9 protein-coding genes are annotated in these 12,995 nt (G+C 70.6%); 1 reads left to right on the top strand and 8 read right to left on the bottom strand.

The window, feature by feature from the left end; genetic code table 11:
* Positions 1–75 precede the first annotated feature (75 nt).
* Entirely contained in the window at positions 76–2,304 is a 2,229-nt protein-coding gene (locus tag BWI15_RS31920; protein WP_077019437.1) for an NACHT domain-containing protein, read from the top strand.
* 66 nt (positions 2,305–2,370) lie between these two features.
* Here the strand turns inward: BWI15_RS31920 and BWI15_RS31915 are convergent, their stop codons facing one another.
* The 8 genes from BWI15_RS31915 to BWI15_RS31880 form a co-directional block, all read right to left on the bottom strand.
* Positions 2,371–3,189 carry an LLM class flavin-dependent oxidoreductase gene (locus tag BWI15_RS31915; RefSeq protein ID WP_077018230.1) on the bottom strand — a complete coding sequence of 273 codons (819 nt, stop codon included), beginning with the start codon at positions 3,187–3,189 and terminating at the stop codon, positions 2,371–2,373.
* Positions 3,190–3,284: 95 nt separating this feature from the next.
* Positions 3,285–3,887, bottom strand: a complete 603-nt coding sequence (locus BWI15_RS31910; protein WP_077018229.1) for a TetR/AcrR family transcriptional regulator — start codon at positions 3,885–3,887, stop codon at positions 3,285–3,287.
* The gene (locus BWI15_RS31905) at positions 3,880–5,445 is read right to left on the bottom strand and encodes an AMP-binding protein (protein ID WP_077018228.1); all 1,566 of its coding nucleotides are present in this window, start codon (positions 5,443–5,445) and stop codon (positions 3,880–3,882) included. Before BWI15_RS31905 ends, BWI15_RS31910 begins: the two co-directional genes overlap by 8 nt.
* A 42-nt stretch (positions 5,446–5,487) precedes the next feature.
* Positions 5,488–6,645: an acyl-CoA dehydrogenase family protein gene (locus BWI15_RS31900; protein WP_077018227.1), complete on the bottom strand. Its 1,158-nt coding sequence runs from the start codon at positions 6,643–6,645 to the stop codon at positions 5,488–5,490.
* Entirely contained in the window at positions 6,642–8,597 is a 1,956-nt protein-coding gene (locus tag BWI15_RS31895; protein WP_077019436.1) for an acetyl/propionyl/methylcrotonyl-CoA carboxylase subunit alpha, read from the bottom strand. The genes BWI15_RS31900 and BWI15_RS31895 overlap by 4 nt, the downstream gene beginning before the upstream one ends.
* A 5-nt stretch (positions 8,598–8,602) precedes the next feature.
* Complete coding sequence (locus tag BWI15_RS31890) at positions 8,603–10,156, bottom strand: acyl-CoA carboxylase subunit beta (RefSeq protein WP_077018226.1); 1,554 nt, start codon at positions 10,154–10,156, stop codon at positions 8,603–8,605.
* Positions 10,153–11,268, bottom strand: a complete 1,116-nt coding sequence (locus BWI15_RS31885) for an acyl-CoA dehydrogenase family protein (RefSeq protein WP_202817778.1) — start codon at positions 11,266–11,268, stop codon at positions 10,153–10,155. Before BWI15_RS31885 ends, BWI15_RS31890 begins: the two co-directional genes overlap by 4 nt.
* On the bottom strand, positions 11,265–12,986 hold the full coding sequence (locus BWI15_RS31880) for an acyclic terpene utilization AtuA family protein (protein WP_077018224.1): 1,722 nt from the start codon (positions 12,984–12,986) through the stop codon (positions 11,265–11,267). Before BWI15_RS31880 ends, BWI15_RS31885 begins: the two co-directional genes overlap by 4 nt.
* Between the last annotated feature and the right edge of the window lie 9 nt (positions 12,987–12,995).

Below are 12,995 nucleotides of genomic sequence, written 5' to 3'. Positions count from 1 at the left end.
ACCCCGTGGAACGCACCGGCTGGGCGCGCGCGGGGACCGACCGATGGATACCCTCCGTGGGTGAGGATGCGCGGTGTGCTGAGGGTCGTCCTCGTGGTGCTCTCGGTCTCCCTCACGCTGGTACTGCTGCCGATCGCGATCAACGTCGGCACCGGTGGCACCGCCCCTACCTTCCTGCAGCCGTACGCCGACTGGTCCTGGCCCGTCATCGGCGTGCTCTGGCTGGTCGCGATCGTCACCGGCGTCTGGGAGCTGCGCAGCCGCCGGACCACCACCGTCTCGGCCCGGTTCGCCGACCAGCCGCGCAACCGGCCGAACGCTCTCGCCCACGTCGACCGTTACCTGTCCGAGCGCGTCGCCGGCTCGCTCGCGCAGTACACCCGGCTGTCGCTCGCGCTCGACGCCAGCCCGGACGCCGTCGTCCGCCCGTACGACCTGCTGGTCCAGCCGCTGCACAGCGCCGACCCCGAGGTCCGCGAGAACGCCGACATCGCCAAGGCCTTCGACGACCTCCAGGACTCGGTCCTGATCCTCGGCGCGCCCGGTGCCGGCAAGACGACCCTGCTGCTCGACCTGGCGCGCACGCTCGCCGCCAAGGCCCACCAGGACCCCGAGCAGCCGATCCCCGTCATGGTCGACCTGTCCGGCTGGACCGGTCCGATCACCACCCGCCACGAGGACGACGACCCCGGCGACAGCCCGGTGCTGGCCGGCTTCGTCCGCTGGCTGCTCCGCGAGCTGAACAACCGCTACCAGATCCCCGTCGCCGTCGGACGGGTCTGGCTCCGCAAGGGCCGCCTGGCTCTCCTGCTCGACGGCGTCGACGAGATAGCCCTCCAGCACCGGGTCCGACTCGCCCCTGCCCTCGAGGAGCTCCAGCAGCGCTACCTGATCGGCCAGCTCGCCGTCACCTGCCGCATCCATGACTACGAACAACTGCCGCAGCCCCTCAAGCTGTACGGCGCCGTCCGCATCCGCCCGCTCAACCGCCGCCAGGTCCTCGACTACTTCACCGCCGTCGGCCCGGAGCTGGCCGGCGCGCGGGTCGCGATGGAGCAGGACGACGATCTCTGGGACCTGATCACCTCACCGCTGATGCTCAACGTGATGGCGCTCGCCTATCAGGGCCGGGCCGCCGAGGAAATCGCAGCCGGCGCCATCTCCGACCACCGCCGCGCCCTGTTCGACACGTTCCTCGCCGAGGTGCTGTCGCGCCCCCGCCCAGCCAGCCGGCAGTACGACTCTCGCACAGCCCTCCGCTCGCTCTGGTGCCTGGCCTGGTGGACCCGCACCCGGGCCGGCGACCGCACCGCCGTACCGCGCTGGCTCACCCCCAACGGCTGGTACGGCCTGTCGCTCCCCAGCGTCGGCTACCTGGCCCACCGGGTCTGCCTGCCGGCCCTCTTCGCCGGTCTGGTCGGCGGAGCAGCTCTCGCCCTCACCGCCCTGTACGGCGTACTGGCGGGCGTCGCCGTGGGAGCGACCAGCCTGCTGCTCGTCCACATCCGTCCCCGCCCGTGGCAGCCGCTCCGCAAGATCCCCGGCCAGCCGAGCCGCCTGGTCGCCGCCGCGATGACCGCCGTCGGAGCCGTGGCCGGTTTCGGCTCCGCTCTGGCCGGTGCCACCGTCTTCGCAGCGCTCCCCAGGTGGCTGGCGCTGCTCGTACTGGCCGCAGCCGTCGTCGCGTCGTACGCGGTCGAGCTGCTTGTCTCCGACGGTCCGCGACGCCGGTTGCTGCTCCTGGTCCGGCTGGCCGTCGTCACGCTCGGCTCCACCCTGGTGCTGACCCAGCTCGACCAGCCCCAAGCCTTCCTGGCCGGAGCAACCGTCGGCCTGATCGTTGCTCAAGGCATCCGCCTGGTGAAGGCCCTGCCGATGGACCACCTGGTCCGCCAGTACGACGACGTCCGCGATCTGATGGACCTCTGGGTCGTCGCCGGCGTGGCCGGAGCCGTCGTCGTCGCGCTGGCCCTGGGCGTCGATCCCGCCTGGACCGAGCTGGAGGCGATCCTCGGAGTCATCGCGGGCGTCGTCGCCGCGAAGGCCTGGCGCCGGCGTCCGCCCCTGTTCGCCGGTCCGACGTCCCGGCTGATGCACGGCCTGCTCCTCCGCTGGACCGGCTACCTCCCGTGGCGCCGCCGCGCCTTCCTCCAGTACGCCGCCGACCGCTACGTCCTGACCCGCACCGGCCGTGGCGAGTACGCCTTCATCCACCTACTGGTCCGCGACCACTTGGCCGAGTGCGAGCCCGACCTGCTCGCCGAGAAGGTCGACCAACGCACAGCCAGCCGCAAACAGCGCTGAGAACAGAAGCTCGCTGTGTTGTGAATCTGCCGACTGGTGAACGTCGTTCCGGCGCACGATCGCGTGCTACCGGCCGGCCAGCTCGGTCACGACCGGCGCGAGGGTGTCGGCAAAGTCGGCGCCGATGACGAAGTAGGAGAACCCGATTTCCTCGCGACGTCGTTGGATCTCTTCGGCGGCTGCCGCGGGATCGCTCGGCAGGACGACGAGCGAGTCGGCCGCGTGTAGCGCCGCGGTGTCGAGGTCGGGCGGGGCCATGAACGGAGCGACACCGTCGCCGACAACGGCGACGTGCTGAGCGAGCTCGATGTCCCGGCTCCCGAGAAAGTCGTGGACCCGGTTCGTGGTCTCGACCCGGTCATCGTCCGGTGGGAGCACGAACGTGACCGCGTCGGCGACTTCGAGCGCCAGCGCCTGCGACTTCGATCCGCTCACCGCCATCACCACCGGCGTGTGCAGATCCGGTCCGTCGAACCGCCGCAGGGCGGCCACGGTCTCGCGCATCCTCTCGCGACGCTCGGCGAGGGAGACGGCGGGCAGCCCCAGTTCGACCTCGATCCCTGGTCGGCCGGCGCCGATGCCCATGTCGAAGCGGCCCTCCGTGAGGACCGAGAGTGAGTGGGCCTCCCACGCCGTGCTCCATGGGTCACGCAGCGCGGCGGCATAGACCCACGAGCCGATCCGCAAGTCGGTGAGCGCGGCCGCGGTCGCCAGCGTGGGGCCGAGGGCTGGTTGCCAGGTGGGAACGTCGGGCATCAGCAACGTCGAGTAGCCGCTGTCAGCGATGCGGCGGACGCGGTCCCGCCACGTCGGCAGGTCGGACGTGATCGGCGCGACGACCCCGAATCGGAACGGTCTGGTGACTTGGCTGGCCTGGTCGTTCATCGTGGTTCTCCTGTCGGGGAGCTTGTTCGGTCCGGTTGTCTTGTCCACGAACCCGCGACCCGGAATCCGACAACGCGCCCGAAGAACTCCAGCGCTCAGCCTGACAGCGCCTGGTCCAGGATCTTCGACCACTGCCGGACGATGCCCCGGCGGCGCTTGCTGTCGTCGGTCAGCAGGTCGGCCAGGCCGAGCCCGCGGGCCATGTCCAGAATCCCCTGCACGGTCTCACGCACGCCCGGCGTCTTCTCGCTCACGTCGAGCACCTCCAGCAGGGCCCGGTGTGCCTGCCGCCCGACGTGCGCCTCCAGCCGGACGATCTGCCGCCGCAGCGGCTCCTCGGTCGACGCCGCGACCCACAGGTGCAGCGCGGCGCGGAACAGCGGTCCCGTGTAGACGTCGGCCAGCATCGCCACGATCGCCTCGGTCCGCCCGGCTCCCACCGGCAGCGACGCGGCGTGCGACCGGATCTCCGCCAGCCGCACCTCGGTCATGTACTCGACCGCCGCCTCGAACAGGTCCGCCCGGGTCGGGAAGTGGTGCTGCGCGGCTCCCCGTGACACCCCGGCGCGTGCCGCGACGACGGCCACCGTCGTCGCGGCGTACCCGACCTGGGCCAGTGACTCGACCGAAGCCTCGAGCAGCTTCTGCCGAGTCGCCCGGCTCCGGTCCTGCTGCGGAGCGCGCAGGGGCTCAGCCACCCGAGGACTCCCGGGCCCGCAGTTCGCGGCGCAGGATCTTGCCCGACGCCGCCTTCGGCACCGCCTCGATGAACTCCACCTGCCGGATCTTCTTGTACGGCGCCACCCGCTCGGCCACGTAGTCCATCACGTCCTGCTCGGTCAGCCCGCTGCCCGGCATCGGGACGACAAACGCCTTCGGCACCTCGTTGCCCTCGGACTGCACCCCGATCACCGCGGCGTCCGCGACCCGGTCGTCGGTCAGCAGCACGGCCTCCAGCTCGGCCGGCGGCACCTGGTAGCCGTGGTACTTGATCAGCTCCTTGACCCGGTCGACGACGTACAGGTAGCCGCGCTCGTCCACCCGCCCGATGTCGCCCGTGTGCAGCCAGCCGTCCGGGTCGATCGTGGCGTCGGTCTCGGCCTGCCGCCCGAGGTAACCCTTCATCACCTGCGGACCGCGGATCCAGATCTCCCCGGTCTCGCCCTCGCCCACATCGTTGCCATCGGCACCGACCAGTCGCATCTCGGTGGACGGGAACAGCTTGCCCACGGCTCCGGCCGGCGGATCGACAGCGTCCTGCGGTACGGCGTGCGTGCCGGGCGACAGCTCGGTCATCCCGTACGCCTGCAGGACCGCGTGCAGCCCGAGCCGCTTCGCACACGCCTCAGCCAGCTCACCGTCGAGCGGCGCCGCGGCCGAAGTCACGTACCTCAGGGCGGACAGGTCGACCCCGTCCACGGCCGGGTGCTTGGCCAGCGCGAGCACGATCGGCGGCGCGACGAACGCCCGGGTGATCCGCTGCTGGTCCAGCGTGGTCAGGAACTGGTCCAGGTCGAACTTCGGCAGCACCACCACGGTCGCGCCGGCCCGCAGCGGCAGGTTCATCAGCACGCTCAGCCCGTAGATGTGGAAGAACGGCAGGATCGCGATGATCCGCTCGTCCTCGCCCATCGTGAAGGTCGCCTGGGCCTGGGCGATGTTGGTCGCGATGTTGCGGTGCGTCAGCATCACGCCCTTGGCCGCGCCCGTCGTCCCGCTGGAGTACGGCAGGACGGCGACATCCTCGGCAGCGTCGAAGGAGATCACCGGCTCGGGACCGGTCGAGGCGACCAGCTCCATCACCGAGCGGTAGCCCGCGGCCTGGTCGCAGACGAGGATCTCCCGGACGTCGGTGCCCTCGACGGCGGCGGTCGCCACCGGGAGGAACAGCGAGATCGTCACCAGCAGCGTCGCCTTCGAGTCGACGAGTTGCTTGTGCAGCTCTTCGGCGGTGTAGAGCGCGTTGACGGTGGTCACGGTCGCACCGGCGCGGGTCGCGCCGTAGAAGACGACCGGGTAGATGATCGTGTTCGGGCTGTGCAGCGCGATCACGTCACCCTTGGCGATGCCGAGCTCGGCGAAGCCGGCCGCGACCCGGCGGCTCATCGCGTCCAGCTGCGCGTAACTGATCTCCTTCCCGGTCACGCCGTCGACCAGGGCCGGCCGATCGCCGTACTCCTGGGCGCGGCCGAGCACGGCGTCGTGGATCGGCACGTCCAGCACCTCGACCGGCGGGAACTCGCTGTGAATCACCATGGGCGGTCCTTTCCGAAGCTGAGTGGCAAGACTGTGTCCGAATCAGTACGACTTGGGTAGACCCAAGGAGTGCTGGGCGACGAAGTTGAGGATCATCTCCCGGCTGACCGGGGCGATCCGGGTCGCGCGGGCCGCGGCGACCAGCGACGCGACGCCGTACTCGACCGTCATGCCGTTGCCGCCGAGCGACTGCACCGCCTGGTCGGTGGCCCGGACGCACGCCTCGCCGGCGGCGTACTTGGCCATGTTCGCGGCCTCGCCGGCGGCCAGGTCTTCGCCCGCGTCGTACAGGGCGGCCGCCTTCTGCATCATCAGCCGGGCCAGTTCGAGCTCGATCTTGACCTGGGCCAGCGGGTGCGAGATCCCCTGGTGGGCGCCGATCGGGGCCTTCCAGACCTGCCGGTCCTTGACATAGGCAACGGCTTTGCCGAGCGCGTGCCGGCCGATGCCGATCGCGAACGCCGAGGCCATGATCCGCTCGGGGTTCAGCCCGGCGAACAGCTGCAGCAGTGCGGCGTCCTCGGAACCGACCAGCGCCTCGGTGGGCAGCGCGACGTCGTCCAGGTACAGCGAGAACTGCTTGTCCGGGCTGATCAGGTCCATCTCGATCTGCCGGAACTCGACCCCCGGCGCGTCGGTCGGCACGATGAACAGCGCGGGCTTGAGCCGGCCGGTCTTCGCGTCCTCGGTCCGGCCGACGACCAGCACGGCCTGCGCGACGTCGAGGCCGGAGATGTAGACCTTCCGGCCGGACAGCGACCAGCCGTCAGCGGTCCGCCGCGCGGTGGTGGTGATGTTGTGCGAGTTCGACCCGGCGTCCGGTTCGGTGATCGCGAACGCCATCGTGGTCGAGCCGTCCGCGAGCCCCGGCAGCCAGCGCTGCTTCTGGCCGTCGGTGCCGAACCGGCTGATCACCGTGCCGCAGATCGCGGGCGAGACGACCATCATCAGCAGCGGGCAGCCGGCCGCGCCCAACTCCTCCAGCACGATCGACAGGTCGGCCATCCCGCCGCCGCCTCCGCCGTACTGCTCGGGCAGGTTGACGCCCAGATAGCCGAGCTTGCCGGCCTCCTGCCACAGCTCGGTGGTCTGCTCGCCCTTGCGCGCCCGCGCGGTGAACCACGCGTACCCGTACTCGTGCCCCAGCTCGCTCACCGCCGCCCGCAGCGCGCGGCGCTCTTCGGTCTCGACGAAGCTCATGCGTCCTCCCCTGCCCGTACGACGGCCAGAACGGCCCCGACCTCGACCTGCTCACCCTCGCCCACGGTGAGCTCGGCCACCACCCCGTCGGCCGGAGCAGAAATGGTGTGCTCCATCTTCATCGCCTCCAGCCAGAGCAGCGGCTGTCCCTGCTTCACCTCGTCGCCCACCGCCACCCCCACGCGGATCACCGATCCCGGCATCGGCGCCACCAACGAGCCGGCCGCCAGCTGCCGCGCCGGATCCGGGAACCGCTCGACCGGCGTCAAGGCCACCGGGCCCAGCGCCGAGTCCACACACACCAGCCCCGGGTACGCCGCCACGGCAAACCCGCGGCGTACTCCACCCAGGTCCAGCACCACCCGCTCCGCGGACGCCTCGACCAGCTTCACGTCGCCGTCGGTCACCAGCCCGTCCCGCGTCAGCCGGTAGGACACCTCGTACGTCGAATCGCCGACCGCGTAGCTCTTCCGCTGCGGCTGCGACGGCAGATTCCGCCACCCGCTCGGCAGCCTGCCTTGCACCTTCGCCGTCGCGCGATTCCGCGCCGCATCCGCCAGCGCCGCCGCCAGCGCCGACAACTCCTCGGCTTCCTTGTCCGCAAGGGGTTCGCCGACCCCGTACCGCTCGAAGAACCCGGTATCGGTGTCTCCGGCGCCAAACGCGGGATGCCGCAGGATCCACACCAGCAGATCCCGATTCGTCCGTACGCCGTGGATCTGCGCCGAAGCCAGCGCGGAAGCCAACCGCCGAGCAGCCGCGTCCCGAGTGGCGCCCCAGACGATCACCTTCGCCAGCATCGCGTCGTAGTACGGCGAAACCTCGGAGCCCGACACGACACCGGAATCCACGCGCACCCAAGGCGCACCACTTCGTGGTCCACCAGGCTCGAATTCGCACGCGGGAAGCGCGAAGCGGTGGAGGCGGCCGGTCTGCGGCTGCCAGTCCTGCGCCGGCTCCTCGGCGTACAACCGCACCTCGATGGAATGCCCCACCGGCTCCGGCGGCTGAGCCGGCAAGGCTTCACCCGCCGCGATCGACATCTGCAACGCCACCAGATCCAACCCGGTCACAGCCTCAGTCACCGGATGCTCCACCTGGAGCCGCGTGTTCATCTCCAGGAAGTAGAACCGCCCGGCCTCGTCCGCCAGGAACTCCACCGTCCCCGCCCCGACGTACCCGATCGCCTCAGCGGCCTTCCGCGCCGCCGCGAACAACTCCGCGCGCATCCCCGGCACCCGCTCCACCAGCGGCGACGGTGACTCCTCGACGACCTTCTGGTGCCGCCGCTGGATCGAGCACTCCCGCTCGCCGACCGCCCACACCGTCCCGTGCTGATCCGCCAGCACCTGCACCTCGATGTGCCGCCCGGTCGCCAGATACCGCTCGCAGAAGACCGTCCCGTCCCCGAACGCCGACAACGCCTCCGCCGACGCCGCCTCGATCTCCCCGGCCAGATCCTCCAGCCGATGCACCACCCGCATCCCGCGACCGCCGCCACCGGCGGAGGCCTTCACCAGCACCGGCAGGTCGTCGGCGTCCACCGACCCCAGCTCCGCCAGCACCGGTACGCCGGCCGCCGCCATCAGCTTCTTCGCCTCGACCTTCGACCCCATCGCCGCGATCGCCTCGACCGGCGGCCCGATCCACGTCAGGCCCGCGTCGATCACGTCGCGCGCGAACGACGCGTTCTCCGACAAGAACCCGTAGCCCGGATGCACCGCGTCGGCTCCCGCCGCGCGCGCCGCCGCGATCACCAGGTCGCCGCGCAGATACGTCTCACCCGGAGCGTTCCCCGGCAGCAGGACCGCCGCATCCGCCTCCCCGACGTACGGCGCCGACGCGTCGGCGGTCGAGTGCACCGCGACCGTGCCCAGCCCCAACGCCCGCGCCGTCCGGAACACCCGCCGCGCGATCTCCCCGCGGTTGGCCACCAGCACCGAGTTGATCATCGTCGTCACATCCTGAACACGCCGAAGGAGGACGTGCCCTCCACCGGCGCCGAGTGAATGGCGGACAGGCACAGCCCGAGCACGGTCCGGGTGTCGCGCGGATCGATCACGCCGTCGTCGTACAGCCGCCCGGACAGGAACATCGGCAGCGACTCCGCCTCGATCTGCCCCTCGACGTACGCGCGCATCGCGGCGTCCCCGTCCTCGTCGTACGGCTGGCCCTTCGCGGCAGCGGCGGCCCGCGCGACGATCGACAGCACCCCGGCGAGCTGCTGCGGCCCCGTCACCGCCGACTTCGCCGACGGCCAGGCGAACAGGAACCGCGGATCGAACGCCCGTCCGCACATCCCGTAGTGCCCGGCGCCGTACGACGCCCCCATCAGGATCGAGACGTGCGGCACCTTCGAGTTCGAGACCGCGTTGATCATCTGCGCGCCGTGCTTGATGATCCCGCCCTGCTCGTACTCCTGCCCGACCATGTAGCCGGTCGTGTTGTGCAGGAAGATCAACGGCACCGACGTGCGGTTCGCCAGCTGGATGAACTGCGCGGCCTTCTGCGACTCCTCGGAGAACAGCACGCCGCGCGCGTTCGCCAGGATCCCGACCGGATACCCGTGCACCGACGCCCATCCGGTCGCCAGCGACGACCCGTACAGCGGCTTGAACTCGTCGAACACCGACCCGTCCACCACCCGCGCGATCACGTCCCGCGGATCGAACGGGACCTTCAGGTCGCCCGGCACGATGCCGAGCAGCTCGTCCGCGTCGTACAACGGCTCCTCGTACGACGGCGCCGGCGGCGGGCCGAGCTTGTTCCAGTTCAGCCGCGAGACGATCTGCCGCCCGAGCCGGATCGCGTCGGGCTCGTCGACGGCGAAGTAGTCCGCGAGTCCCGAGACGCGCGCGTGCATCGCGGCGCCGCCGAGCGACTCGTCGTCGGCGTCCTCACCGGTCGCCATCTTCACCAGCGGCGGCCCGGCCAGAAAGACCTTCGCGCCCCCGTCGACCATCACCACGTAGTCGCTCATGCCGGGGATGTACGCGCCGCCCGCGGTCGAGTTTCCGAAGACCAGCGCGATCGTCGGAATGCCCTCGGCCGACAGCCGGGTCAGGTTGCGGAACATCGCCCCGCCGGGGATGAAGATCTCCTTCTGCGTGGGAAGATCCGCACCGCCGGACTCGACCAGGCTGATCACCGGCAGCCGGTTCGCCCGCGCGATCTCGTCGGCGCGCAACGCTTTCTTCAGCGTCCACGGGTTGCTCGCGCCGCCCTTGACCGTCGGATCGTTCGCGGTGATCAGGCACTCGACGCCCTCGACCACACCGATCCCGGTGACCAGGCTCGCGCCGACCGTGAAGTCGGAGCCCCAGCCGGCCAGCGGCGACAGCTCCAGGAATGCCGAGTCGGGGTCGAGCAGCAGCTCGATCCGCTCCCGCGCCAGCAGCTTGCCGCGCTTGTGGTGGCGCGCGACGTACTTCTCGCCGCCACCCGCCAGCGCCTTCGCGTGCTCGGCGTCCAGCGCGGCGAGCTTCTCCAGCATTGCCTCACGATTGCTCATCCGGTGAACCCCAGTCTCTTCGCGGCCAGGCCGGTCAAGATCTCCGTGGTGCCGCCGCCGATGGCGAGGATCTTCTGGTCGCGGTACTGCCGCTCGACCTCCGACTCGCGCATGTAGCCGAGGCCGCCGTGCAGTTGCAGCGCCTGGTCGCAGACCCACTGACCGGCTTCGACCGCGGTGTTCTTGGCGAAGCAGACCTCGGCGATCACGTCCTCGCCCGCTTCCGCGCGCCGTACGACGTCGTGCACGTAGACCCGCGCGACGTCGATCCGCCGTGCCATCTCGGTCAGCGTGAACTGCACCGTCTGCCGCGAGATCAGCGGCCGGTCGAACGTCTTGCGCGCCCGGCACCACTGCACGGTGAGATCGAGGGCCCGCTGCGCACCGGCGTACGCCTGCGCCGCCAGCGTCAACCGCTCGGCCACGAAGTTCTGCGCGAGCTGGACGAACCCGCTGCCCTCGACGCCCACCAGGTTCTCGACCGGCACCCGCGCTTCGGTGAACGACAGCTCGGCCGTGTCCGAGCACAGCCAGCCCATCTTCTCCAGCTTGCGGGACACCTCGAAGTCGCCGCGTTCGACCACCAGCAACGAGATCCCGTGGGCACCCGGGCCGCCGGTCCGCACAGCGACAGTGACGAAGTCGGCGCGACACCCCGACGTGATGTAGGTCTTGGACCCGTTCACGACGAAGTGATCGCCGTCGCGTCGAGCCGTCGTGCGCAACGACGCGACGTCCGACCCGCCGTCGGGCTCGGTGATCGCCAGCGACCCGATCAGCTCACCGGCCAGCGTCGGCCGCACCCACCGGTCGATCTGAGCTTGATTGCCTGCAGCAACAATATGCGGTACCGCGATTCCGCAGGTCAGCAGCGACGCGACCAGTCCGCCCGACCCGCCGCTGTAGTGCATCTCCTCGACCACCGCGATCGCGTCCGCCAGCGAACCGCCGCCGCCTCCGACCGCCTCGGGAAAGCCGACACCGAGAAGCCCCAGCTCGCCTGCCTTCTTGTGCAGCTCCCGCGGCAACTCACCCGCGCGCTCCCACTCGTCCAGCGACGGCAGCACCTCGGACGCCATGAACCGTCGTACGGAGTCCCGGAAGTCGTTCACAGCAACACCTCCGGCACGTCGACGTACCGCGAGCGCAGCCATTCGCCGACCGCCTTGGCCTGCGGATCGAAGCGTGCCTGGGACGCGACGCCCTCGCCCAGCAGCCCTTCGACCACGAAGTTCAACGCCCACAGGTTCGGCAGCACGTATCGAGTGACCCGCAGATCCTCGGTCTCCGGCAGCAGCTCCTTGAACAGCCCGATCGTCAGCGTGTGCGCGAGCCAGCGCCAGGCCGTCTCGTTGCGCACCCAGACTCCGACGTTCGCGTCGCCACCCTTGTCGCCGCTCCGTGCGCCGGCCACCCGCCCGAGCGGCACCTCCCGTGTCAGCGACCGCGCCGGCCGACCGGCCGCGACCAGCTGCGGCAGGGGCATCGGCAGCTCCGCTTCTTCGACCGGCTCCAGCTTCTGCGTCTCGGCGGCCGGCTCGATCACGCGGCGCGACCCGTCCGGCAGCACCACGACGTGCTCCACCTCGGTGATGTCGACGAAGCCCGCCGTGAACACCCCGTACGGCGAACCGTCCTCCGGCGGCCGGGTCACGTGGAAGCCCGGGTAGCTCGCGAGCGCCAGCTCGACCGCCGCGCTGGAGAACGCCCGGCCGACCACCTTCGGATCGGGGTCCTTCACCACGCACTTGAGCAGGACGCTGGCCAGCTCCTCGGTCTCCGCGTTCGGCTGCTCGGTCCAGTTCAGCGACCACTTCAGCTCGGCCGGCTTGCGCGGCAGGCTCTCTTCGAGCTGCCGCTGGACCAGCTCGGCCTTCGCCTCGAGCTCGAGCCCGGTGAGCACGAAGTCGACCTCGTTGCGGAACCCGCCGAGGCTGTTCAGCGACACCTTGTACGTCGGTGGCGGTGGCTCGCCCTGGACCCCGCTGATCCGGATCCGGTCGGGCCCGTCGTCGGCCAGCTCGATCGTGTCGAGCCGGGTGGTCACGTCGGGGCCGGCGTACCGGGCGCCGGTGATCTCGTAGAGCAGCTGGGCCTTGACCGTGTCGATCGTGACCGCGCCGCTGGTGCCGTCGTGTTTGGTGATCACGCTGGAGCCGTCGGCGTGGATCTCCGCGATCGGGAAGCCGGGGCGCTCGAGGTTGCGCAGCTCGTGGAAGAAGGCGTAGTTGCCGCCGGTCGCCTGGCAGCCGCACTCGATCACGTGCCCGGCGACGACGGCGCCGGCCAGTTCGTCGTACTGGTCGCGCTGCCAGCCGTGGTGGGCGGCGGCCGGGCCGACGATCACCGAGGCGTCGGTGACGCGCCCGGTGACCACGACATCGGCACCCGCACGCAACGCCTCGGCGATCCCCCAGGCCCCCAGGTAGGCATTCGCCGTCAACGGCGACCCCAACCCCAACTTCCCGGCCCGCGCCAACAAGTCGTCACCCTCGACGAACGCCACCTTCGCCGTGAGACCGAGCTTGTCGACAAGTCCATGGACGGCCTCGGCCAACCCGGCAGGATTCAACCCACCGGCGTTGCTGACCACCTTGACTCCGCGGTCGAGCGCCTCACCGAGTCCGGTCTCGAGCTGCTTGAGGAAGGTCCGGGCGTAGCCGAGCGAGGGGTCCTTCAGCCGGTCGCGCCCGAGGATCAGCATCGTCAGCTCGGCCAGGTAGTCGCCGGTGACGTAGTCGAGCGGCCCGCCGGTCACCATCTCGTGAAAGGCGCTGAACCGGTCGCCGTAGAACCCCGACGCGTTGCCGATCCGGACCGGTTCCGTCATCGCCGTCCC

It is taken from the genome of Kribbella sp. ALI-6-A (genome assembly GCF_001984195.1).
Lineage (GTDB): Bacteria > Actinomycetota > Actinomycetes > Propionibacteriales > Kribbellaceae > Kribbella.
The sequence above is the reverse complement of the archived record's forward strand: the minus strand, read 5'-3'. Positions and strand labels throughout refer to the sequence as shown.